This is a genomic window from Citrobacter sp. Cpo074 (assembly GCF_030332745.1).
In the GTDB taxonomy this organism is placed as follows: Bacteria; Pseudomonadota; Gammaproteobacteria; order Enterobacterales; family Enterobacteriaceae; genus Citrobacter; species Citrobacter portucalensis.
This window is the reverse complement of the sequence record NZ_JAOWHG010000027.1, coordinates 269,435-293,498: the sequence shown is the minus strand read 5'-3', so window position 1 is coordinate 293,498 and position 24,064 is coordinate 269,435. Positions and strand designations below refer to the sequence as shown.

Sequence of the window (24,064 nt, the reverse complement as noted above, 5' to 3'; positions counted from 1 at the left end):
GAACAGACCGAATCCCATGTAAATTCCATTAAAGTAAACCACACCGACGTTTACTTCGTTCTTGAGCCTCCTGATACAGCGCAAACTCATCATAAACCGCGCAACCCAGCGCCTGTTCAAACGCGTCGCGGCTGGAATTTCCGTGGCTGCGAGCTTGTGTTTCATTGCCCAAATTGGACTGGAAAATTCCTGCGGCGCTCACCGGTAAAAAATCTTCGTAGGTGATGGGTTGCGCAACCAGCCAGCCCCGTTCAATAAGCGGCTGCGGATCGTCATCAGGGCGAATCGCCTGCCGATGCGCTTCACCCGATGGCGTCAGACGATAGCGGAACCAGGCTAGCCCCTGCTGGCGCAGCAGGAATTCGCTGTCCGGGAAGGCTTTAAACACCTCCTGAAGATGTAGCTGGTGCGTCAGATTGTCTTTCCCCGTTCCCGCTTTATTCAGCAATTCGTCGTACAACGCCCTACCTTTCGGCGTCAGGGCCACGCCGCGCTGTTCGATCTCACCAAAACGTGCCGTGTGAGTGCCGCGCATTTCACCGGCAAACAACACCGGTTCTTCCAGCGCTTTGAAACTGGTCTGACGCAATAAAATGGGCACCTCGCGGCGCGGCGGCCCTTCAATCAGTATTTTCGGTTCAATGCCGCATTCCGGCATCATCGACTGCACCCGGTCAATATCCAGCGTTCGCGGTGTCAGATGGTTGATATGACAACCGGGGAAGCACACTACATCAGCAATCAGCCGGTGTTCGTTATGTAATGCGTGATAGGTCGCTTCATCGACCGTGGCATGCTGATGCCAGCGGAATGTTTCCAGCGCTTCATGCACAAATTCTTGCGCCTGTTCAGATGTAAAACTGCCCTGCGCATCAAATTCATCCAGCAGTTCGTGGCAACGGCGAGTGAAAATATCGCGTTTCGCGAGGATCTCAGCGGCTTCTTGCCGCAGCGCGGCGTTTTCGATTAGTTCGAGCCGTAATAACGAGGTGAATACCCGAAACGGGTTGCGCGATAGCGAGGCATCGTCGATGGGACGAAAGGCTGTGGAATGTACAGGGACGCCCGCCTGGGAGAGATCGTAATAACTCACCGGATACATGCCCATAACGGCAAACATCCGGCGCAGCGTAGAAAGCTCCTGCGCGGTACCCACTCGAATGGCGCCATGACGCTCAACGTTTAGCCGGGCCAGTTCATCCGCATTCGCCAGTTTTTCATGCAGCGTCGGATTATTTTCCAGTACCGCCAGATTCACATCAGCGACAAGTTCCAGCAACGTGCCGTACTGCGGGACTTCCTGCTGGTACATTGCTGACATTGCCTGCGAAAATTGTTCCCGAATCTCATCTGCCGTGATGGTGTTCGCCATAATGTCATGCCTCCAGTGAATATTACCTGGAGTGTAGAAAACGCCGCTGACTCCGGTGGGAAGAATTTACAAAGTGTGACCCCGCGTAAACTTCCCACCCATACAAACGATGAACAGTACCTACTGGCGTGGTTTCAAATGACTTTCCAGCCAGGGCAGCATCTGTTTTTTACGGCTAAGCATACCTTCTACCTTGCAAGGCTGCGGGATGTCTGAAAGTTCTGCTCCAGCAAACCATAAGCTGGTATCACCCAGATTGATGTCAGTGAGCATCAGCACGACTAACGCAGCGTTCTTTTCTTCTGCATAGCGCGCCATTTCCTGACGGAGATCGTCCAGTACCGCATCCACCTGTTGCAGCGCATAGAGTTCGAGCTGCGCGACACAGACTGAATGTCCATGGATGGTGAAGGTTTTAATGTCTTTCTGCAAAAGTTCCCGGGCGCTCATCCCTTCCACGCTGGTTTTAGCTGACAGCAGGTCACGACTGAAAGCGTCAAGATCCACTCCGGTTTTTTGGGCCAGCGCATCAACCGCCAGGCGATCGTCAGTGGTCGTCGTAGGTGAACGAAGCGTGACAGTGTCACTCAATACGGCGCCGAGCAGTAAAATAGCCTCAGCGGAAGATAACTGGTTGCGTTCATCCTCCGTCATCAGTTGCCACAGCAGGGTTGCGCTACTGCCGACAGGCTTCACCCACACTTCCGGTGGCAGACGGGTGACTAACCCACCAAGTCGGTGATGATCGATAATTCCCACCACGTTACTTTCTGTTAACGATTCCGGTCCCTGGGCCGGCTCGGTGAAGTCGACCAGCCAGACATCACGATCGGTCAGTTCAAACGTCAACCGTTCAGGCATCGTCAGCCCCGCATGCTCAAAGATAAACTGCGTTTCGCGGTTAGGCTCGCCCAAACGCCATGCCGTCGCCTGCTGGCCACGTAAACTAAGCCAACGCGCCGTCATTGCGGCGGTGCAGATGGCATCGCTATCGGGATTAAGGTGCCCTATTACATGTATCATTCATCAGTGCCTTGTGAAGAGAAATCGTTCAAAAGTAAACAATCACCAAAGTATAACGACTGGGCACACTCCCTTCCATGATCCCACCACCCAGCAATGCTGTACAAAACATAAGCAAAATAAATCAGTTGTAAGTAAAACATGATAAATGTTAATAATATTTTGCTATCAAGTTATCAAAAACAAACAACTTTACTTGTCACCGATACGGCTCTGTTTTTAACATCGCTTATGGAAAAAAATGTTCTGTTCAATCAGCGCATTCGCTTGCGCCACCTTCATACTTTTGTCGCCGTTGCACAGCAGGGAACGTTGGGGCGCGCGGCTGAGACCCTTAACCTGAGCCAACCGGCTCTCTCCAAAACGCTAAATGAACTGGAGCAACTGACCGGTACCCGTCTCTTTGAGCGTGGCCGCCTTGGCGCGCAGTTAACGCTGCCCGGAGAACAGTTTCTTACCCACGCGGTAAGAGTGCTGGATGCGCTCAACACCGCCGGACAAGCGTTAAATCAGCGCGAAGAGTCGCAGACTGATGTCGTACGGATCGGGGCCTTACCCACCGCGGCACTGGGCATTCTGCCTGCGGTAATTGGTCCTTTCCACAAGCAGCAAATGGAGACCACGCTACAGGTCGCCACCATGAGCAATCCGATGATTCTGGCAGGTTTAAAATCCGGGGAAATCGATCTTGGCATTGGTCGCATGGCCGATCCGGAATTGATGGTCGGTCTGAATTATGAATTGTTGTTTCTGGAATCACTTAAACTGGTCGTGCGCCCTAACCATCCGCTGTTGCAGGAAACCATCACGTTAAGTCGGGTAATGGAGTGGCCGGTGGTGGTTTCGCCAAAAGGAACCGCGCCTCGCCAGCACGCAGAAGCATTGTTGCAAAGTCAGGGTTGTAAAATGCCGCCAGGCTGCATTGAAACGCTGTCAGCATCGCTTTCCCGCCAGCTGACGGTTGATTACGACTATGTGTGGTTTGTCCCTTCAGGCGCGGTTAGAGAGGATTTACGCCAGGCGACGCTGGTGTCGTTGCCGATACCTACCCACGGTGCGGGTGAGCCCATCGGTATTCTTACCCGTGTCGATGTGCAACTCTCTCAGGCCGCGCAGATCCTTATCGCCGCAATACGCAAAACCGTACCGTTTTGATGCCAAATATTAAGGGACCATCAGGTCCCTTAATTTATTGTTAAAACGTTTCCCAGTTATCTTTCCCAGTTATCGCCACTGGCCGTTGCCGTCTGCGGACGCGATTGGTCAGGCGTAGTGGTTACGGGAGGGCGTTTAATTGCACTCGTTCCCGTTAAGCGAAATGTACCTACGGCTTCCGTTAAGCGCGCCGCCTGCTCTTCGAGAGATGCCGCCGCAGCCGATGCTTCTTCAACCAGCGAGGCATTTTGCTGCGTAACCTTATCCATTTCTGATATCGCCTGGCTCACCTGTACGATACCCCGGCTCTGCTCATCAGAGGCCGCCGCAATTTCCAGCATGATATCGGTCACGCGTTTTACCGCGTCGACAATATCCGTCATCGTATTGCCCGCCGCGACGACTTCTCCGGAGCCCTGGTCAATCAGTCGGACCGATTCGCTGATCAATCCTTCAATCTCTTTTGCCGCCTGAGCGCTGCGGCTTGCCAACGTACGGACTTCACTGGCGACCACGGCAAATCCACGCCCCTGCTCTCCTGCCCGCGCCGCCTCAACCGCCGCGTTCAGCGCCAGGATATTGGTCTGGAAAGCAATGCTATTAATCACGGCTGTGATTTCGGAGATTTTCTTCGAACTCGTTGAGATATTACCCATGGTTTTCACCACGCCAGAAACCATCTGACCGCCCCGGCTGGCCTTACCGGAAGCATCTTCCGCCAGTTTGCTTGCGTGATGCGCATTGTCGGCGTTTTGCTTCACCGTGGCGGTCAGCTCTTCCATGCTGGCTGCCGTTTGTTCAATCGCTGCGGCCTGTTGTTCAGTACGTGAAGACAAATCGGTATTACCCGCCGAAATCTCACTGGTACCGCGGTATATTTCTTCCGCACCCTGACGTACCGTACCCACCGTTTTCCCCAACGATCGTTGCATTGTCTGTAGGTGACGGCTCAGACGGCCAATTTCGCTACGCCCGGTCGGTTCATCTTGCATCGTCAGATCGCCCGCGGAAATTTGCTCAATACGCTTGGCCGCGCGTAGCAGAGGGTGAATGACCGTGCGGCGCAGAACAATGAACGTCATTACGGTCAGCGCCAGCGCCAGGACAAATGCGCCCAGCATAAAAGCCATGCCGAGTTGTGTACGCTGATGCGCCTGTTCGCTTAACTGGTTCGCCCTTGCGGTACGGATGTCGATCGCTTTCAACAATACCTTGTTGTAAGCAGTATCCAGCGATCTGGCATGTTCGTTTTCATGGTTGATAATGGCTTCAAACATACCGTTTCTGGCGTACTTCAACATGGGCTGTAAACCGTCGGTATAGGCTTTGAAGCTGGCGCTCAGTTCAGCATCTAGCGCTTCATCAGCAGACGTTTTTACCGCACGCGACATATACGCGTTAAAACCGTCCTGCGATTGCTTAATACGTTTTTCTGCCTCGGCGATATTGGCCTTCATATCATCCATTTCGGCGATACGGCTCGCCGCGCCGGCGTGGATCATGTTGATACGCGCGGTGCGTAAGTGGTTAGAGCTGTTAGATAACCCCATCCTGACCTGAATCTCATCGGTCACGTCGCGCTGATCGCGATCGGCCTGCATAAGAAAATAGCTTGCCAGCCCAGAACTTAGGGCGAACAGCAGGAGAATGCCACCGAGAATGGAGGAAAACAGCGGAACCAGCCGGATTTGATGCAGAAAGCCCAGTTTATGCTGGGCTTGCATCGATGTAGTGTTGTCCATGACCGTCGACTCTCTTGTAGGGTTTATGCGTGAAAACACGCCCGTTAGATAGTCATCGGCAATCCGGGAAGTTTACTTACCGTGAAAAGCGCCGGATTCGTCACACTTTCACAACATAATTCTAAAAAATTCAGGAAAGTGCCAGCGGTTAAATCCGCTGGCCAATGAATCAGTTATCGCCAAAGTGGATAACGGTACGGATGGACTTACCCTGGTGCATTAAATCGAACGCTTCGTTAATCTGCTCCAGCGGTAAACGGTGGGTAATAAAGGGATCCAACTGAATTTTCCCGCTCATTGCTTCTTCAACCATGCCAGGAAGCTGAGTACGCCCTTTCACGCCGCCAAACGCGGAACCGCGCCAGACACGCCCGGTAACCAACTGGAACGGACGCGTTTTGATCTCTTGCCCTGCTCCCGCCACGCCAATGATGATGCTTTCGCCCCATCCTTTATGGCAACATTCCAGTGCCGCGCGCATCACGTTAACGTTGCCGATACATTCAAAGCTAAAATCCACGCCGCCGTCGGTCAGCTCGACGATCACATCCTGAATCGGTTTGTCGTAATCCTTTGGGTTGATGAAATCGGTCGCGCCCATTTCACCTGCCAGCTTAAATTTTTCCGGATTGGTATCAACGGCCAGAATACGCCCGGCTTTCGCCTGCACCGCGCCCTGAATTACCGCCAGACCAATACCGCCCAGACCAAATACGGCGACGGTGTCGCCTTCTTTCACTTTTGCGGTGTTATGGACTGCTCCGATACCGGTGGTCACGCCACAACCCAGCAGACACACTTTGTCCAGCGGGGCCTGCGGGTTAACCTTCGCCAGAGAGATCTCCGCGCAAACGGTGTATTCGCTGAAGGTGCTGGTGCCCATATAGTGATAAATCGGCTCACCGTTATACGAGAAGCGCGTTGTGCCATCCGGCATCAGACCTTTGCCCTGGGTCGCACGTACGGCCTGGCACAAGTTGGTTTTACCCGATTTACAGAACTTACACTCGCCGCACTCTGCGGTGTACAGCGGGATCACATGATCGCCCGGCTTCAGACTGGTAACGCCTTCGCCTACTTCAACCACAATGCCGCCACCTTCATGGCCAAGTACCGCCGGGAATACGCCTTCCGGATCGTCGCCAGAGAGCGTAAAGGCGTCGGTGTGGCACACGCCGGTATGGGTAATTTTAACCAGCACTTCACCTTTCTTTGGCGGTGCGACGTCGATTTCGACAATTTTTAACGGTTGGCCGGGGCCGAATGCAACTGCTGCACGTGATTTCATTTGTCTCTTCCCATTATTGCGAGGTGATGATGTTATTTTAGATAAGCACGCAGAAGATGGCCGATTTCAGCCATGCGCACGGCACGCTGGTCTGGCGTTGTTTCTCCGCTGACCAGCTCGTCTTTCAGATGGATCTCAACCATTTCGCCCATCAGGCCATTGGATGCACCGCGCACGGCGGCAATTTGCTGCAGGATTGCCAGACACGGTTCGCCAGATTCCAGTGCACGCTCAAGCGCATCAACTTGACCGCGAATACGGCGTACACGGGTGAGAATGCGTTTCTTGTCTTCAGGTGAATGCGGCATACGCCCTCCAGATACTATAGGGGGGTATACTATCAGATTTGTTATTTCATTGTAAAATATAAGACTTATTTAATATCAGTAGCTTAGATTAAGCTGTTATCGGATATATGCGGACACCCGTTTACTATCGCCTGCACAGGCAAACGGAACCCCGGTTTATATCCACAGCGCTATGTGGGTATGAATGACTGTCGCCAGTTCCCGCTGGCGGCGGTCAACCACCTTCTAATAGTCACTACGCTGCGATGGAGCTGGGTGCTGATTACTGGCAATAAAAAACCGCCCAAGGCCGGCTGATTTTGATGTGTAACGGTTTAGCTAATTGGTTGATGATTAGTGTCTAATATCATTTCCCAAATATTGAAATTCTCTTCAGTACATCTGGCCATAAGATAAAGCTGTCGCCCTGGCTGTGCGAAATTACCAATACGATACTCGATCTGTTCACCACCTGATTAGACACAAAAATTTCTTTCATCCGAAGGTTGTGCTGCGCCCCTTTTATTTTACGCTCGCTAATTTAACGACGGACCTTCGTTAACCACTTCGGCTCCCCCCCCTTTTTCATTACCTAAATATATAATTCCATGTTTTATGACTTAATTAACTTCATATTTATTCTTGATGATGATTAACATCACTTAATGATAACTTACAAAAACAATTAAATTTAAAGCGTAATGTTTTATCGTGGGCTTTTTTATTAATACAAGGAAACGTTATGAGCTGGAATAAAGATGCTGCCGTTAATTACGCACGAAATCACGCAGGAAGTGCCAGTCAACATAGATGCGCTCATTTTGTCTCTAATGCCGTACGCGCTGGCGGCGCTAGACTCATCAATACAAACTATGCAAAAGATATGGCGTTTAACCTACGTGCAGCAGGCTTTCGAGCTGTTTATGGCGCCCCAATGAAAGGCGATGTTGCTGTAATACAACCGATCGCTGGCCATCCGGCGGGACATGCTTGCATTTACGGCGGTGATGGCACCTGGTGTTCAGATTATAAACAAAACAGCATGTACCCTGGCAATAATTGGGCATCTGCGGCACCGTCTTATCAATTATTCAGGCACAATTGATATGAAATTATTAATATTTACCAGCCTACTAATCTGCACTTCCGCGTTCGCGACTGTTTCCCCTACTGGCCCAGAGGCAGCAGCATTGAAGTTTAATCACTGGTATATTGCACAATTGTTAAAAGAGAAAAATCCTTTAACGGATTACGCTGGACTTAAACCTTACGTCACTACCAGCACGATTGCCGCATTGAAAAAATCTAATGCGGCTGACCCCAATACCGAAGACGTACCGGACTCTGATATGTTTATCAAAGCCCAGGATTATAGTGAAGACTGGCGGCAGATCGAGATTGTGTCGTCAGATTATGATCCCGTGTGTATGCAAGTTTATGTGTCGTTTGGAACGAAAAAAGCACATACCGTTATCGACTGTATGGTGCAGGAAGGCGGGGCCTGGAAAGTTCAATCTGTAGCCAGACAGGATATCTTGCCGAACATCAGTCTAAAGTAATCTATGTAAAGCCCGTTAATTCGTACGGGCTTCATTCCCCTTAATTATTTTTTCGTTGCGCTATAAGCTTGCGCAAATCGATACCAAACCGTTTTTTAATACCCCGAAGATAACTTCCTTCAGCCCCTTATAACCGAGCATACCCAACACAAACACGATCTCATTGTGTGTAAATGTGACCTCGCCAACTTGCGGGATAGTGAACGTTACGTTTGGGAGGTGAGCTGCTGCAAACATCATGATCACTGCCCCGATCAGGACGTCACCGCAACATTCACGGAACTTTCCACCCCAATGAAAAAACCGAACGATAACGCCCAGGGCAACCAGGATTACTAATTTATGGTTCACCGCAGCAGATTTATCAATACCTCATCACAGGCCATCGCGAGGGAACGGATATTATTCAGCATTTCAAGGAGTACGGCAGCAGAGAAACGCAGCATCACAAGTTTGTATTACTGCCAGGACTAAAAAAAATTGTTTTTTTATCACATTAATTTGAACAACACACGGATGGGTTTTAATTGTGTAAGATGCTCCCAAAGATTATGTAAATTAATAAGACCTGCCTGAGCTAATATTGCTATCGTGATCATCAATGTGGATGCAGTAATTACAAGCATTAAGCGGTTAATGTTTCGTTGGATCCTGAACTGTTGCTTGTCCCTTCTCTCCTCAGATTCCCATGTGACAATTGTTGAAATAGCCTTGCCTTGTATATAATATTTTTCATCACTAAATCTGACATCCTCTGTAATTACAAGTGACTGGAGCAGCAGAAAGACCTTCCTCCTGAAATCTTCATTCTTGATATGTTTATACCAAAGCGTCCCGTACAATAGATCAATAACCTCATCACATGTTACTCCAGTGTGAGTTTTCTCTGGCGATTGATGTACATATTCGTTCACCAGCATCTGTAGCAACATTATACGATCAAGTCCACTCAACGCCTTGTTACTGGTGAATGAAGAAAAGAGATTGCTTTTTGCTCTCGTCAGCGCATTTTTTGCATAAGCAATACGTGTAAAATAATTTATTGCAAAAAGAAAAATCGAATCAAACCTTAATGGACCTTGCTTTCTCCAATGAATAATCTCAACATTCATTTTTTCAATATCATTGAGTGGAAGGTTTATTTTCTCCATATAGGCGTGCTGCTCAGCATGCCATTTTTCAAGCACAACATTTTTGCCTCTTAGGCTCACAAGCTGATATTTTTCTTGTTTTACATCCGAAAAATAAACACCATAGTAATTATATACTTGATCATCCACATGATTTTTCAGAGTAAACCGTGGCAGAAAATAACGCCATAATCTACCTTTAGCTCTCGAAACGAAGGATTCTATGAACATAATTACGCTCTAACATCTTTAATTTGTCACAGTTAATGATAGTCCACTGTGCGAATAAAAAAGCCCTCCCCATTCGATAATGTGGAGGGCTTTTGTACACCGATTTAGTACTTATCAGTGATCTCAACAACGACATGGCGATCTGGAGCAAGGCAATTAATCAGCTGCTGTCCGGTCTGCCCATCACAACTGGATCCCGTGACAGAATCACTCGAACCATGTCCTTGTGCAGTAATATTTGCAGCTGGCATGCCTAACGCGACTAATTCATCGGCAACAGCCTGCGCGCGCTGGGCTGACAGTTGCTGGTTATAATCTGCGGCTCCGGTGCGATCGCTATAGCCAATAACAACGGTCGCTTTGTCTTTGGCCGGTTGCAGACCGGGATTTCGGTATAACTGCGCAATCGCCGCTTTCCCTTCTGGGGTTAATGCTGCTGAATCATAACCAAACATCACATCAGATTTTAAGTTAAAACGCTGAGGTTCAGGCGCAGGAGTTGCGGCAACAGCCGGTGCAGGCGTAACCTCCGCGTCGTCATGCTGGCCAAAACGATATGACAACCCAGCGGTAACGGAACTAACATCACTTGATACGCCAATCTGGTTTTCATTACCCACATTGCTCACCCATTGATATTCCACGCGGCCAGCCCAGTTCTTGTTAAAGGCATATTCCGTACCAACAGCCACAACCGGACGCACACCAGTATCAAAGCGGTTATTGCCTTTAATATCTGACTCCGCGCGATATCCCATTGCCCCTGCACGACCGTAGAGATCCCAATCATCAGTCAAACCATAACTTGCTTTCAGCGATAATTGCAGACCCTGGCTTTTCATTTGAGAACCTGAAGAACCATTTTTACCGTTGAATTGCATATTACCTAAATAATCATAGCCGCCTTCAACTGCCAGCCATGGAGTAATCTGGTAGCCTGTAAATACCCCGCCACCGACGTTATCGCTATCAAAACCAACATCACCATATTTATTACCATTGGCCCCCGTTTGCTGGCTTGCGCTGGTATCAAAGTAATGTGACCAACCAAATTTCCCACCAGCATACCAGGTTCCCGCATCCGCTGCGGCAAATGCCGTAGTCGCGGTCAGCGCATTTGCAATAATGAGTGTAATAAGCGTCTTTTTCATAAATTTCCTATTATAGACTTGCCGTTTGTCAGTTAGTTATCTGTTAGTCGGCGCTACAATAAGATTTTTAATGAAGGCTGATAATCGTTTTTTTATTTATTTCTGGACAGTTTTATAATCGCTCTGGACGCTTATTTACGATAACAATGACTATCCCACCCGCAGTAAATCGCTATATCTCGTTGTATAACGCGGTGAAAGCATATCTCGCTTCATTGCCCACGGTTGTTGTATACCTTGTCCGGCAAAATAGAGTGTTCCTTTACCCTTTTCAGCATTGAGTGTATCCAGAACGGCCATCAGCTTATCGCTGTTATGCCGTGGGGCGTTGTCATCAAACAGATTCAACTGCGCAACGCCAGAACTAAAAAAATCGCCCAGCATGACCCCTGCTTTTTGATAACGCAGCCCCTCCCGCCATATTGCGTCCAGGCTACGTGTGGCCGCCCTTATAATTTCCCGACTATCCTGGGTTGGTGTCAGCAGTTTTATCGATGCGCTGTTACCGTAATACGGTTCATTCAGGGAAAATGGGCTGGTTTTGATAAACGTAGAGATAAACCGGCAGAACTGGTGCTCTCTGCGTAATTTTTCCGCAGCACGTGCAGCATAGGTACAAATAGCCTCTCTCATCGCATTGTAATCCGTGAGTTTTTCACCAAACGATCTTGAACAAATGATCTCCTGCTTAACTGGCGCAAACTCTTCCAACGCCAGGCACGGTTCACCGCGCAATTCCCGCACAGTGCGCTCAAGCACGACGTTGAAATGTTTGCGGATAAAGCGAATATCGGTATCCGCCAGGTCGCAGACCGTTTTAATACCCATGGCGTCCAGTTTTTTACTGATACGGCGTCCGACACCCCAGACTTCATCAACCGGGAGCGCAGCCATCAGCTTACGCTGACGCTCAATATTCGAGAGATCCACCACCCCGCCAGTCTGTTCCTGCCACTTTTTGGCAGCATGGTTCGCCAGCTTGGCCAGGGTTTTGGTCTGGGCGATACCGACCCCAACCGTGAGGCGTGTTTTCTGTAAAATGGTTTCTCTGATTTCACGACCAAAATCTGTAAGATCCCTGCAGTTTCGCACGCCGGTTAAATCACAAAAGGCTTCATCGATACTGTACATTTCCACGCGCGGAGACAGCTCCTCCAGAATCGACATTACCCTGCTGCTCATATCCGCATACAGCTCGTAGTTCGAACTAAAGCAGAACACGCCGCAGCGCCTGAACAGATCTTTCTGTTTGAAGTATGGTGCTCCCATATTGACGCCAAGCGCCTTCGCTTCCGCGCTGCTGGCAATGACACAACCATCATTATTTGAAAGAACAACAACGGGTTTACCTTTCAGGTCCGGTCGGAATGCCGATTCACAACTGGCATAAAACGAATTAACATCCACCAGCGCAAACATAATCAGCCCGCGGATTTAATGATAAATGTCACCACACCAAATATATCCAGTGTGTCCTCGCTGCCGATCATGATCGGCGCGTAGGCGCTGTTCTCTGGCTTCAGCATCACCACCGGATGCAATTGCAGGCGCTTAACGGTGAATTCGCCTTCAATAGCAGCAATCACAATGTCTCCGTGGGCCGCTTTTCTGGCACTGTCGACTACCAGCAAGTCACCAGCACCGATCCCTGCCCCCATCATGGAGTCGCCAGACGATTTAACAAAATAGGTTGCGCTGGGATGCTGCACCAACAGGTCGTTAAGATCGATACGTTTCTCAACGTAATCCTGCGCCGGAGAAGGAAAACCGCAGGGCACGAGATCGCTAAATAGCGGGAATTGTTTGATTTCGCGATGTTCTACTGGCTGGAAAAACAACATAATAATCTGCCTCTCATGTAACTGTATTTATATACAGTAGTTTTAATGAGGACAGTGATCAAGTGACAGACGTGGCGAACTGAGCGTTGTTTAATCATCTTGCCGGTAAGCGTTTATGCTATCTGGAAAAATAATTTTCGGTTTTATTCCACAGAATAAAGTACAAATTTTCGCGACATGTACTCAGCCGGAATGATAACGACTACGGCGCCCTGAAAGCGCGTATAGTGGCGTACTAAAATCATTAAAACGGACACATTATGACCACCGCAGGGAAAAGTCATCCGCTGGCCATTGGCGGCCTCATCACCTTAACGCTCATCTGGAGCTACAGCTGGATCGCGATGAAACAGGTCACGCACTACATCGGCGCGTTCGACTTCACCGCACTACGCTGTTCTTTTGGCGCATTATTGTTATTCATCGTTCTGTTACTGCGTGGCCGAGGAATGCGCCCGACACCTTTCGGCTATACGTTAGCGATCGCCTTACTACAAACATGCGGCATGGTTGGATTATCACAATGGGCGCTAGTCAGCGGCGGCGCAGGTAAAGTAGCCATACTGAGTTATACCATGCCATTCTGGGTGGTGATTATGGCCGCCATTTTCCTCGGTGAACGCATGCGGCGTTTACAGTATTTCGCCATTGCCGTGGCAGCTGCGGGATTATTGCTGGTTTTACAGCCATGGCAACTGAACTTTGCCTCAATGCAGAGCGCGCTACTGGCGATCCTTTCTGGGATCAGTTGGGGGGCCAGCGCGATTGTCGCAAAGCGAATGTATACCCGCCATCCGAATATCGATCTGTTAGCGCTGACCGCATGGCAGATGCTGTATGCCGCGCTGGTGATGAGCCTGGTGGCCTGGCTGGTTCCACAGCGAGATCCAGACTGGCAACCTGTCGTTTTCTGGGCATTAGCTTATAGCGCCGTGCTGGCGACGGCGCTGGCATGGAGTTTATGGCTGTTTGTGTTGCGTAACTTACCAGCCAGTATTGCCAGCTTAAGTACGCTGGCGGTACCTGTCTGTGGCGTTCTGTTTTCCTGGTGGTTGCTGGGTGAAGAGCCTGGCGTTGTTGAAGGTTGCGGTATTGTGCTGATTGTTGTTGCGCTGGCTATCGTCAGCCTGAAAAAACGCGTCTCCCAGGTTCAAAGCGTACGAAAAGCACCATCCTGCGAAAATTAATCGGCTAAAAAAATGCCCCGCATTTGCGGGGCGTTACCTCAGGAGCGTTTACGCGGCATCATGCGCAATAGCGTATTATCCTTCCAGAAATAGTGATGCATCAGGGCGGCAACGGCATGCAGACCAATAACAAAATAACCCAGGTTTGCCAGCGTCACGTGCCAGGACTTCAGCATATCCACTAAATCAAAGTTAGCCTCTGCCGCATGCGGCATAACGATGCCGAATGCAATCCACGGATTACCCCGGTTGTACATCATCACCAGCCCAATAATAGGCAGCACAATAAACAACAGATAGATAACCAGATGCCCCAGATGCGCCATGCCGGTCATCATTGGCTTTGGTTTTGGCACAATCGGCGGTGCCGGATATTTCAGCCTGACCAGCAGACGCGCCACCATCAGCGTTAATATCGTGATACCACAGGATACGTGCACCATGTTGAATAAGGGACGATAGCTGCGCGGGAAAAATCCGCGAAACTCCATGGCGCTATAGGCCACAATAACTAACAAAAAGACCAGCCAGTGAATACCGATTTGCAGGCCAGAATACTTATTCCCCATAACACTTCCTGAATAAAAACAATAATGCGTCAACATAACGGGCTTTTGTTAAAAATTCATTAACTTTTGTTCACCCATTTTCAGTCGCTTACGCTTAACAGCAAGAACCGCTATTGCCGAGGATGCCTGTCTGGACTAAGCCTGGTAAGGAAAATATGTCGTACCGCCTCATCCTGACAGGAGAAAACCATGAGTAAAATTGGCATTAACGGTTTTGGTCGTATCGGTCGTCTGGTATTGCGTCGGCTACTGGAAGTCAAAAGCAACGTGGAGGTTGTGGCCATTAATGACCTCACCTCGCCCAAAATTCTCGCCTATCTGTTAAAGCACGATTCAAACTACGGCCCGTTTCCCTGGAGCATCGACTTTACCGAAGACGCGCTGATTGTCGACGGTAAAAAAATCGCAGTCTACGCAGAAAAAGAGGCCAAAAATATCCCGTGGAAAACCACTGGCGCTGAGATAATCATCGAATGCACCGGTTTTTATACCTCGACAGAAAAAGCCAACGCACACCTGGATGCAGGGGCCAAAAAAGTGCTGATATCCGCCCCGGCTGGCGACATGAAGACCATTGTCTTTAACGTCAACGACGACACAATGGATGCGAACGATCGGATTATCTCGGTCGCATCGTGCACCACCAACTGCCTGGCACCGATGGCGAAAGCGCTGCACGATAGCTTCGGTATTCAGCTTGGCACTATGACCACCATCCACGCCTACACGGGAACGCAGTCGCTGGTTGATGGTCCACGCGGGAAAGATCTGCGCGCCTCGCGGGCAGCAGCAGAGAACATCATTCCCCATACCACTGGTGCCGCCAAGGCCATTGGTCTGGTTATTCCGACGTTGAGCGGAAAATTAAAAGGCCATGCCCAGCGTGTTCCGGTGAAAACAGGATCTGTCACGGAACTGGTATCGATATTGGGGAAAAAAGTCACTGCTGAAGAGGTCAACAACGCGCTGAAAAAAGCCACGCAAAATAATGAGTCGTTTGGTTATACCGACGAGGAAATCGTCTCGTCAGATGTCATTGGCTCGCATTTCGGTTCGGTATTTGATGCAACACAAACCGAGATTACCGAAGTGGGCGATCTGCAACTGGTAAAAACCGTCGCCTGGTACGATAACGAATACGGTTTTGTCACCCAGCTTATTCGTACGCTGGATAAATTTATCAAGCTCTAATGTTCTGGCGGAGGCCTGCCTCCGCCCTCTTTCATTTCCCGCGAATTCAATACGTTGTGAGTCTCTCCCCGTTTTCGATTCACTGACTGTGCTATAGCTAACCTTTGCCACTGAGGGAGCATAGTAATGGAAGCACTGAGTCGTGAAACGTTAGAAAACATGATGGAGCAAGCCGTTGCCCACGCAACCACCGTCTCATTCTGGCCGCAGAGTGAAGCCCCCGGAGCAAAAAACAGCGATGCGGTGTTTACGCCTGAACCCCGACATACAGGAACATCTCAGTATGATCGTGCGGTCACCGGTATTCGTGCCCCGGAAATTACCGTTTATGCCCCCGAAAAACCTAACGGCGTAGGGATCCTTGTTACACCGGGAGGTTCTTACCGTCGCGTGGTGATGGATAAAGAAGGCAGCGTACTGGCACCATTCTTTAACGCCCGCGGTTATACCCTGTTTGTGATGACCTACCGCATGCCGGGTGATGGCCATGAGGAAGGTGCAAACGCGCCGCTGGCCGATGCCCAGCGCGCCATGCGCTACATTCGCGCCAACGCCCATGAATGGAAAATTAACCCTGATCGTATCGGTGTGTTGGGCTTCTCTTCCGGTGGTCACGTAGCCGCCAGTCTGGGAACCCGGTTTGCCGAACCGGTTTATACACCGATTGATAGCATAGACGAGCAACCAACGCGTCCTGCGTTCATGGCGTTGGTCTACCCTGTGATTACTCTGCGTGAAGACATCGGCCACCCGGGCTCTCGTCTTGAGCTGGTTGGCGCTACGCCCGAAAAGGAAGATCTGCGCCACTATTCTCTGGAAGAGCGAGTGGATAACACGACACCGCCGACATTCCTGCTACACGCCATCGACGATCCGGCGGTGAAAGTAGAAAACAGCCTGGTTTTCTTTAATGCGCTACGTGGGCTGGGCGTTCCGGTCGAAATGCATCTGTTTGAACGCGGTAAGCACGGATTTGGTATTCGCGATGCGCAAGGGTTACCGCTGGCCATCTGGCCGGAAATGATGATGAACTGGATCGCCACCAAAGTGTGAGAATTGCGCCGGGTGGCGTACAGGCTCACCCGGCGAAAAACTTAAGACTGCAAATACACTACCTGTGTTTGCAGGTATTCATTCAGACCGTGTTTACCATCTGCCCCGCCAATCCCGGACTTGCGCCAGCCAGCGTGGAAGCCCTGCATCGCCTCGAAGTTTTCGCGATTAATATAGGTTTCGCCAAACTTCAGCCCCTTAATCGCCTTCATTGCCGTATTCAGATTCTGCGTATAGATCGATGAGGTCAGTCCGTAGTCGCTGTCATTGGCCATCGTCAACGCCTGTTCCAGCGTATCAAATGCCACCACCGGCAGCACCGGACCAAACGTCTCCTCGTGCATAATCGCCATATCCTGGCGCACGTCTAACAGTAATGTCGGCGGATAGTAATAACCTTTACCAGCAACGGCTTTACCACCCAGCACCACACGGGCGCCTTCCTGCACCGCTCGCTCGACTTTTTGCTCTACACGCGCCAGCGCAGCGGCATTAATCAGCGGCCCCATCGCAATGTCATTGCGTTCGGCCGGATTGCCAAACTGCACGGCTTTCATCGCCTCACCCAGACGATTAACGAACTGGTCATAGATACCTTTCTGAACGTATACGCGCTCGGCACAGTTGCATACCTGTCCGGTATTGATCACCCGCGAGTCAACAATAGCCTTCACCGCCAGCTCAAGGTCAGCATCGTCCATCACGATAGCCGGGGCCTTGCCACCCAACTCCAGACAAACTTTGGTGATGTTTTTGGCCGCTGCGGCCATAATTTTCTCACCCGCTCCGACGCTACCGGTCATGCTCACCATGGCGACCTTCGGGTTTCCGGCCAGCTCCTGCCCGACCGTTTCACCGCGTCCCAGCACGAGGTTAAAGACTCCGCGCGGTAAACCAATGTCATCAACAATTTTGGCAAAGGCGATGGCGTTATTCGGTGTGAATTCACTCGGCTTAATGACGATGGTATTTCCCGTCAGCAAGGCGGGAGCCAGTTTGCGGGCAATCAGGAAAAACGGGAAGTTCCACGGCAGAATGCCCGTCGTCACGCCCAGTGCACGCTTAAACAGCAATATATTCTCACCTGGGCGATCGCTTTGCAGGATCTCGCCTTCATAGCGACGCGCCCACTCCGCCATGTAATCGATATAGTCAGCGGTAAACGCGACTTCAACGTCAGCCAGTTGTTGAATTTTTCCACCTTCCGCCACAATCAACGCGCTGATTTCATCGGCTCGCTGGCGGATACCTGCAGAAATTTTGCGTAACCAGTTTGCCCGCTCAATGGCAGGCAACGCTTCCCATTGCGGCTGAGCGCGATCCGCGGCATCGATCGCTTTACGCGCATCTTCGGCACGCCCATCGGGAATACGCGAGATAATCTCTTCCGTGGCCGGATTGACGACATCAATCCAGGCGTCATCGTGCCAGGTCACAAACTGCCCATCGATATACATAGGATGTTGTACGGGTACTGACATGCGGCTCTCCTGTGATTGATTTGTTTTTAACAAGTAAAACTATTGTTAATTAATATCAATCATGCATGACGCATTATCGCTGGAGTGGCGGTTCTGTGAACTGCTTCATAAAAGCGTCTGGAAAAGTAAGAATAAAGAGAAAAACCAGGTGGGATTTCTGCCCGTTTGCCGTAAAACGCCGACAAACGGGCAGCAAGAATTACAGAGAACGGCTCTCCAGTAAGTCGGTCAGCGCGGTATCATTTTTTAGCTGCTGCCAGGCTTGCTCGACGTCCTGGGGTATATCAACATGTACGATAAAATCGTGTCCACAGGGCCCGTAGCCAGTTGCATCATCACGCAGACGCGGAAGTTCACCGGTAATGAGAGAAAGGTAGCGTTCTACCGACCACAGACCTTCTGCGGCAGGCACAAAATCCACGCCGTTGTGCTGTTGAGACAGTTCAGGGATGAAACCAGGGAAACTCAACCAGCGCGGCGCATGCGGCTCATCGCGGGTGACGCGCTGAAACGTGGCCATTGTGCGGCGTTGCATAGTGGGATCCTGCACCACTATGACGGTATGAATACTTTCTGCCGCCTGATTCAGTAATGCACAGCTAAACCGGGCATTCTCACCGCAGTTTGTCGACTGATCTTCCACCCAAATTTTCTCACCCGGAATTTGCCAGAACTGGTGAGCAATATCGGCAAGGATCGCCGCTTCCGCGCGTCCGGTAGTACGAATGATGTTATAACGCGGATGCTGGGCAATCGCATCATACAGAAAGCGCGTGGAATGACCGATACCACCGCTAATCAGCAAGGGAACCTGTTGCTCTTTCGCGATCCGACAGGCGGCGTCGATGGTCGGAATAACCGCGTTCCCTGCCAGAATCACGCAATCTGACTGAACGGTGATATTCCCCGTAAAATCATTCTGCGCCAGCCATCGCCCTACGGTATTGATAGCCGCAAGGGTGGTTGCGGAAAGTGTCGGAAACTGATTCATATTGATGACTCCTGGTGTTTATCTTTACCGGGTACAGATGCCGGATGGCGGCTACACCTCATCCGGCCTACGGCCCTGCACCGATTTATCCCGAAATCTGCCCCATCGCCTGCAGAATACGTTTATCGGAGATCGGATACGGCGTACCAAACTGCTGGGCAAAATAGCTGACGCGCAGCTCTTCTATCATCCAGCGGATCTCTTTGACATCGGCATCTTGACGGCGCGCGGGAGGCAGTTTATTGAACCACTGCTGCCAGGCCTGCTGCACAATGTCCACTTTCAGCATCTGTGCACGGTCACGGTGCGGATCGATAGCCAGTTTTTCCAGACGTTTTTCAATAGCCTGCAAATAACGCAACGTATCGCCCAGACGTTTGAAACCATTGCCGGTAACAAACCCGCGATACACCAGTCCGCCCATTTGCGATTTGATATCCGCGAGACCCAGCGCCATGGTCATATCCACGCGCCCTTTCAGACGTTTATTGATATTAAACACTGCGGTCAGGATCTGTTCGACCTGCTTCGCAATCTCCACCACCGTATCGTTCAGTTCAGCCCGCACTTTCTCATGCAGCGCGGTAAAGCCTTCTTCAGTCCACACCGGGCCACCGTTGGCGTCAATTAACTGATCCACACCGCAGGAGATACAGTCGTCAATCAAATCCAGAACTTTACCGTATGGGTTAAAGTACAGCCCCAGCTTGGCTTTATTGGGCAGCTTCTCATGCAAATATTTGATTGGCGAAGGAATATTCAGCAGCAACAGGCGGCGTAAACCGCACCACATCGCCTGCTGTTGTTCCAACGGATTATCAAACAGTTTGATGGCAACGCTGTCACGCTCATCGACCAGCGCCGGCCACGCTTTGACCTTATAGTTACCGCGTTTTTGTTCGTAACTTTCCGGAAGCTGACCGAAGCTCCAGATGTGCAACCCGCTCTGTTCGATGCCGTCATCGGCCACCGCAGACAATGTTTCCTGAACTTTACCCTTCAGCGCATCCTTCAAATCTTGCAGCGAACGCCCTTCCTGTAGCTTCTTATTTTTATCATCCACCACCCGGAAGGTGATTTTTAGGTGATCGGGCACCTGATCCCAGTGCCAGTCTTCACGGTCAACGGTAACGCCGGTCATGCGGCGCAGTTCACGCTCCAGCGAGTCCAGCAGCGGCAGTTCCAGCGGTGTGACGCGGCCTAAAAACGCTTCCGCATAGTTCGGCGCGGGCACAAAGTTGCGTCGTACCGGTTTTGGTAACGACTTAATCAGGGCGATCACCAGTTCGCGGCGCAGCCCCGGGATTTGCCATTCAAAACCGCTCTCTTCGATCTGATTAAGCAGCGGGAGTGGAATATGTACGGTCACACCGTCCGCATCGGCTCCAGGTTCGAACTGGTAGCTCAGGCGCAGCTTAAGGTTACCCTGATGCCAGAAGTTCGGATAATCCAGCTTACTGATTTTCTCCGCACCCTCTTTGATGAGCATGCTCTTTTCAAAGTTGAGCAGATCCGGTGTTTCACGGCTGACCTTTTTCCACCAGCTATCAAAGTGACGAGCAGAAACCACGTCATGGCTGATGCGTTGGTCGTAAAACTCAAACAGCGTCTCATCATCGACCAGAATGTCGCGACGGCGTGATTTGTGCTCTAACTCTTCCACTTCAGCCCGTAACTTCAGATTGTCACGGAAAAACGCATGGCGCGTTTGCCAGTCGCCTTCCACCAGCGCATGACGAATGAACAGTTCACGCGACAACGCGGGATCGATCTGGCTGTAATTCACCTTACGGGCCGCAACAATCGGTAAGCCGTAGACGGTGACTTTTTCTGTCGCCATCACAGCACCCTGCGCGCGTTCCCAGTGCGGTTCACTGTATGAACGTTTGATCAGATGCTGGGCTACCGGTTCCACCCATTCGGGATCGATACGCGCGGCAATACGTCCCCACAGGCGGCTGGTTTCCACCAGCTCCGCGACCATCGTCCACTTCGGCGGTTTTTTGAATAAACCTGACCCCGGGAAGATCGAGAAGCGAGCGTTACGCGCCCCGGTAAACTCCTGCTTATCGGTATCTTTCATCCCGATGTGCGACAGTAAACCGGTCAGCAACGCGACGTGGATCTCCCGATATTCAGCAGGTTCGCTGTTGACCGGAATACCCAGCTCTTTCACCACCTGGCGCAGTTGCGTGTAGATATCCTGCCACTCGCGCACGCGCAGGTAGTTCAGAAAATCAAGTTTGCACTGGCGACGGAACTGGTTTGACGACAGCGCTTTTTGCTGCTCGCCGAGATAGTTCCACAGGTTCACAAATGCAAGAAAATCAGACTCTTTGTCATGGAAGCGGCGGTGCTTCTCGTCGGAAGCTTGCTGCTTGTCCATCGGGCGCTCGCGCGGATCCTGAATGGACAGCGCTGAGGTGATGATCATCGCTTCGCGCACACAACCATGTTTTTGTGCTTCCAGCACCATTCGCGCCAGCCGTGGGTCTACCGGAAGTTGCGACAGCTGACGGCCCAACGGCGTTAACTTGTATGCAGTTGCCTGTTCGTCGGTGGTTATCGCCCCCAACTCTTCGAGCAGGCGTACACCGTCCTGAATATTGCGCTTATCCGGCGCTTCAACAAACGGGAACGCCGCGATATCGCCCAGCCCCAACGCGGTCATCTGCAAAATAACGGATGCCAGGTTGGTACGCAGGATCTCCGGGTCGGTAAACTCCGGGCGCGACAGGAAATCGTCTTCGGAATACAGACGAATACAGATCCCTTCCGAAACACGACCGCAGCGACCTTTACGCTGGTTAGCAGAAGCCTGCGACACCGGTTCAATCGGCAAGCGCTGAACTTTGGTGCGGTAACTGTAACGGCTGATACGCGCGGTGCCCGGGTCAATTACGTATTTGATTCCCGGAACGGTCAGCGACGTTTCCGCCACGTTGGTCGCCAGCACGATGCGGCGACCGCTGTGCGACTGGAACACGCGGTTCTGTTCGCTGTTTGAAAGACGCGCATACAGCGGTAGCACTTCGGTATGTCGCAAATCCAGCTTATTCAGCGCATCGGCGGTATCGCGAATTTCACGTTCGCCGCTCATGAAGATCAGAATGTCGCCAGGCCCTTCACGCCCCAGTTCATCTACGGCATCAAAAATTGCCTGCAGCTGGTCACGCTCAGTGTCATCTGCATCTTCAACAATTGGACGATAGCGCACTTCCACCGGATACGTTCGGCCGGAGACTTCGATAATCGGCGCGTTATTGAAATGCTTTGAAAAACGTTCAGGATCGATGGTCGCCGAAGTGATGATAATTTTTAGATCCGGGCGACGCGGTAGAAGTTCTTTCAAATAGCCGAGCAGAAAATCGATATTCAGACTGCGTTCATGCGCTTCATCGATGATGATGGTGTCGTACTGCATTAGCAGCCGATCCTGTTGGATTTCTGCCAGCAGGATACCGTCCGTCATCAGCTTGACCATGGTGTTATCACTGACATGATCGCTGAAACGTACCTTATAACCGATACAGCCGCCCGGTTCGGTCTGCAGCTCTTCCGCAATACGGTTCGCCACGGTGCGCGCCGCCAGACGGCGCGGCTGGGTATGGCCTATCAGCCCTTTTACCCCGCGCCCCAGTTCCATACATATTTTGGGTAACTGGGTGGTTTTCCCCGAACCGGTCTCACCGGCGACAATCACCACCTGATGGTCGCGAATAGCCTCCAGAATATCCTGTTTTTTCTGGCTGACGGGCAGGTTTTCCGGGTAGCTAATTTCCGGACGCGCCGCTTCACGCAGCACAACTTTACCGGCTGCCAGCTCAATCTCTTTCGCCATCTCCTGGTAAATGGCCTGTTGTGCATCAGGATTTTTAACCTTCTTCACACCGTGCAGGCGGCGGGCAAAACGCTGTCTGTCACGCAGCATCAGTGAGTCCAGCTGTTGCTGCAACATGTTGAAGGTTAATTTTTGTTGTTCTGTCATAGCGTTAAAAGGCAGTGCTCTGCCGGGTTAAATCTCTTTTAGATGATGGGTATAGAGTACCACATCGGCGCTTTTCATGTGTTGTTCAATAATTTCGAACATAGGATTCGATATATTGCGCTATCACTGCGACAGGATTGTGAATAAAGTGTCAACAAGCAACGGGGCACTACCCCTTCAAACACATAAAAGGAAACACCCATGAGCAAGGTATTAGTTCTTAAATCCAGTATTCTGGCAGGGTACTCTCAGTCTGGTCAGTTGTCTGATTATTTTGTTGAACAGTGGCGTGAAAAGCACTCTGCTGATGAAATCACTGTCCGCGACCTGGCTGCAAATCCTGTACCGGTACTGGATGGCGAACTGGTGGGTGCGATGCGCCCGAGCGATACACCGCTGACGCCGCGTCAGCAAGAAGCGCTGGCGCTGTCCGATGAGCTGATTGCTGAGCTGAAAGCGCATGATGTGATTGTTATCGCCGCGCCGATGTACAACTTCAACATCCCAACGCAGCTGAAAAACTACTTTGACCTGATTGCCCGTGCAGGTGTGACTTTCCGTTATACCGAGAAAGGCCCGGAAGGTCTGGTGACAGGTAAACGCGCGGTGGTGCTGACCAGCCGTGGTGGTATCCATAAAGACACACCAACCGACCTGATCACGCCGTACCTGAACGTATTCCTGGGCTTTATCGGCATCACCGACGTGAATGTCGTCTTTGCTGAAGGTATTGCTTACGGCCCGGAAGTAGCGTCTAAAGCACAGTCTGATGCGAAAGCCGCTATCGACAGCGTGGTAGCTGCCTGATAATTCCCCCTCTCACCA

Annotated in this window: 20 protein-coding genes; 7 read left to right on the top strand and 13 right to left on the bottom strand. The window is 50.9% G+C overall.

What is annotated here, in order from left to right; translation table 11 throughout:
* Window positions 1-28: 28 nt before the first annotated feature.
* Both hglS and OGX83_RS06020 read right to left on the bottom strand, forming a co-directional pair.
* Window positions 29-1,372 carry a 2-oxoadipate dioxygenase/decarboxylase HglS gene (hglS, locus tag OGX83_RS06025; RefSeq protein WP_153687277.1) on the bottom strand — a complete coding sequence of 448 codons (1,344 nt, stop codon included), beginning with the start codon at window positions 1,370-1,372 and terminating at the stop codon, window positions 29-31.
* A gap of 120 nt (window positions 1,373-1,492) precedes the next feature.
* Entirely contained in the window at window positions 1,493-2,395 is a 903-nt protein-coding gene (locus OGX83_RS06020; protein ID WP_003020285.1) for a manganese-dependent inorganic pyrophosphatase, read from the bottom strand.
* A 231-nt stretch (window positions 2,396-2,626) separates the two neighbouring features.
* On the opposite strand from OGX83_RS06020, the gene pcaQ reads away from it, so the two are divergent.
* A complete protein-coding gene (pcaQ, locus tag OGX83_RS06015; RefSeq protein WP_003020288.1) occupies window positions 2,627-3,550 on the top strand; it encodes a pca operon transcription factor PcaQ in 924 nt (307 codons plus the stop codon).
* 56 nt (window positions 3,551-3,606) lie between these two features.
* On the opposite strand, the gene OGX83_RS06010 is transcribed toward pcaQ, so the two are convergent.
* The 3 genes from OGX83_RS06010 to OGX83_RS06000 form a co-directional block, all read right to left on the bottom strand.
* A complete protein-coding gene (locus tag OGX83_RS06010; protein WP_286587546.1) occupies window positions 3,607-5,292 on the bottom strand; it encodes a methyl-accepting chemotaxis protein in 1,686 nt (561 codons plus the stop codon).
* A 169-nt stretch (window positions 5,293-5,461) separates the two neighbouring features.
* Window positions 5,462-6,580: an S-(hydroxymethyl)glutathione dehydrogenase/class III alcohol dehydrogenase gene (locus OGX83_RS06005; protein ID WP_008784862.1), complete on the bottom strand. Its 1,119-nt coding sequence runs from the start codon at window positions 6,578-6,580 to the stop codon at window positions 5,462-5,464.
* Between the two features lie 32 nt (window positions 6,581-6,612).
* A complete protein-coding gene (locus OGX83_RS06000) occupies window positions 6,613-6,888 on the bottom strand; it encodes a metal/formaldehyde-sensitive transcriptional repressor (protein ID WP_003833178.1) in 276 nt (91 codons plus the stop codon).
* A gap of 721 nt (window positions 6,889-7,609) precedes the next feature.
* Between OGX83_RS06000 and OGX83_RS05995 the strand changes: the two genes are divergently transcribed.
* Together OGX83_RS05995 and OGX83_RS05990 are read left to right on the top strand one after the other, a co-directional pair.
* Window positions 7,610-7,972, top strand: a complete 363-nt coding sequence (locus OGX83_RS05995) for a CHAP domain-containing protein (protein WP_286587544.1) — start codon at window positions 7,610-7,612, stop codon at window positions 7,970-7,972.
* A 1-nt stretch (window position 7,973) separates the two neighbouring features.
* The gene (locus OGX83_RS05990; protein ID WP_182315638.1) at window positions 7,974-8,426 is read left to right on the top strand and encodes a DUF3828 domain-containing protein; all 453 of its coding nucleotides are present in this window, start codon (window positions 7,974-7,976) and stop codon (window positions 8,424-8,426) included.
* 491 nt (window positions 8,427-8,917) lie between these two features.
* On the opposite strand, the gene OGX83_RS05985 is transcribed toward OGX83_RS05990, so the two are convergent.
* From OGX83_RS05985 to OGX83_RS05970, 4 genes are all read right to left on the bottom strand, one after another.
* Entirely contained in the window at window positions 8,918-9,706 is a 789-nt protein-coding gene (locus tag OGX83_RS05985) for a hypothetical protein (RefSeq protein ID WP_286587540.1), read from the bottom strand.
* 185 nt (window positions 9,707-9,891) lie between these two features.
* On the bottom strand, window positions 9,892-10,938 hold the full coding sequence (ompA, locus tag OGX83_RS05980; RefSeq protein WP_032943541.1) for a porin OmpA: 1,047 nt from the start codon (window positions 10,936-10,938) through the stop codon (window positions 9,892-9,894).
* A gap of 150 nt (window positions 10,939-11,088) precedes the next feature.
* Window positions 11,089-12,357: a Y-family DNA polymerase gene (locus OGX83_RS05975; protein WP_063940790.1), complete on the bottom strand. Its 1,269-nt coding sequence runs from the start codon at window positions 12,355-12,357 to the stop codon at window positions 11,089-11,091.
* A gap of 2 nt (window positions 12,358-12,359) precedes the next feature.
* On the bottom strand, window positions 12,360-12,779 hold the full coding sequence (locus OGX83_RS05970) for a translesion error-prone DNA polymerase V autoproteolytic subunit (RefSeq protein WP_032943548.1): 420 nt from the start codon (window positions 12,777-12,779) through the stop codon (window positions 12,360-12,362).
* Window positions 12,780-13,039: 260 nt separating this feature from the next.
* Between OGX83_RS05970 and OGX83_RS05965 the strand changes: the two genes are divergently transcribed.
* Complete coding sequence (locus tag OGX83_RS05965) at window positions 13,040-13,966, top strand: DMT family transporter (RefSeq protein ID WP_079934082.1); 927 nt, start codon at window positions 13,040-13,042, stop codon at window positions 13,964-13,966.
* A gap of 38 nt (window positions 13,967-14,004) precedes the next feature.
* Here OGX83_RS05965 and cybB read toward each other — a convergent pair whose 3' ends face one another.
* Window positions 14,005-14,535, bottom strand: a complete 531-nt coding sequence (gene cybB, locus OGX83_RS05960; protein ID WP_008784870.1) for a cytochrome b561 — start codon at window positions 14,533-14,535, stop codon at window positions 14,005-14,007.
* Window positions 14,536-14,724: 189 nt separating this feature from the next.
* On the opposite strand from cybB, the gene gap reads away from it, so the two are divergent.
* Both gap and OGX83_RS05950 read left to right on the top strand, forming a co-directional pair.
* Window positions 14,725-15,726 carry a type I glyceraldehyde-3-phosphate dehydrogenase gene (gene gap / locus OGX83_RS05955; RefSeq protein ID WP_286587537.1) on the top strand — a complete coding sequence of 334 codons (1,002 nt, stop codon included), beginning with the start codon at window positions 14,725-14,727 and terminating at the stop codon, window positions 15,724-15,726.
* Window positions 15,727-15,852: 126 nt separating this feature from the next.
* Window positions 15,853-16,779, top strand: a complete 927-nt coding sequence (locus OGX83_RS05950; protein WP_204192504.1) for an alpha/beta hydrolase — start codon at window positions 15,853-15,855, stop codon at window positions 16,777-16,779.
* Window positions 16,780-16,820: 41 nt separating this feature from the next.
* Here the strand turns inward: OGX83_RS05950 and aldA are convergent, their stop codons facing one another.
* From aldA to hrpA, 3 genes are all read right to left on the bottom strand, one after another.
* Window positions 16,821-18,260, bottom strand: a complete 1,440-nt coding sequence (aldA, locus tag OGX83_RS05945; RefSeq protein ID WP_234691977.1) for an aldehyde dehydrogenase — start codon at window positions 18,258-18,260, stop codon at window positions 16,821-16,823.
* Window positions 18,261-18,459: 199 nt separating this feature from the next.
* Complete coding sequence (locus OGX83_RS05940; protein WP_286588134.1) at window positions 18,460-19,257, bottom strand: YdcF family protein; 798 nt, start codon at window positions 19,255-19,257, stop codon at window positions 18,460-18,462.
* A gap of 79 nt (window positions 19,258-19,336) precedes the next feature.
* Window positions 19,337-23,239 (bottom strand): ATP-dependent RNA helicase HrpA, encoded by a 3,903-nt coding sequence (gene hrpA, locus OGX83_RS05935; RefSeq protein WP_286587534.1) that lies wholly within the window; start codon window positions 23,237-23,239, stop codon window positions 19,337-19,339.
* A gap of 201 nt (window positions 23,240-23,440) precedes the next feature.
* Here hrpA and azoR point away from each other — a divergent pair, with 201 nt between their 5' ends.
* Entirely contained in the window at window positions 23,441-24,046 is a 606-nt protein-coding gene (azoR, locus tag OGX83_RS05930; RefSeq protein ID WP_003020341.1) for an FMN-dependent NADH-azoreductase, read from the top strand.
* Window positions 24,047-24,064: the final 18 nt, after the last annotated feature.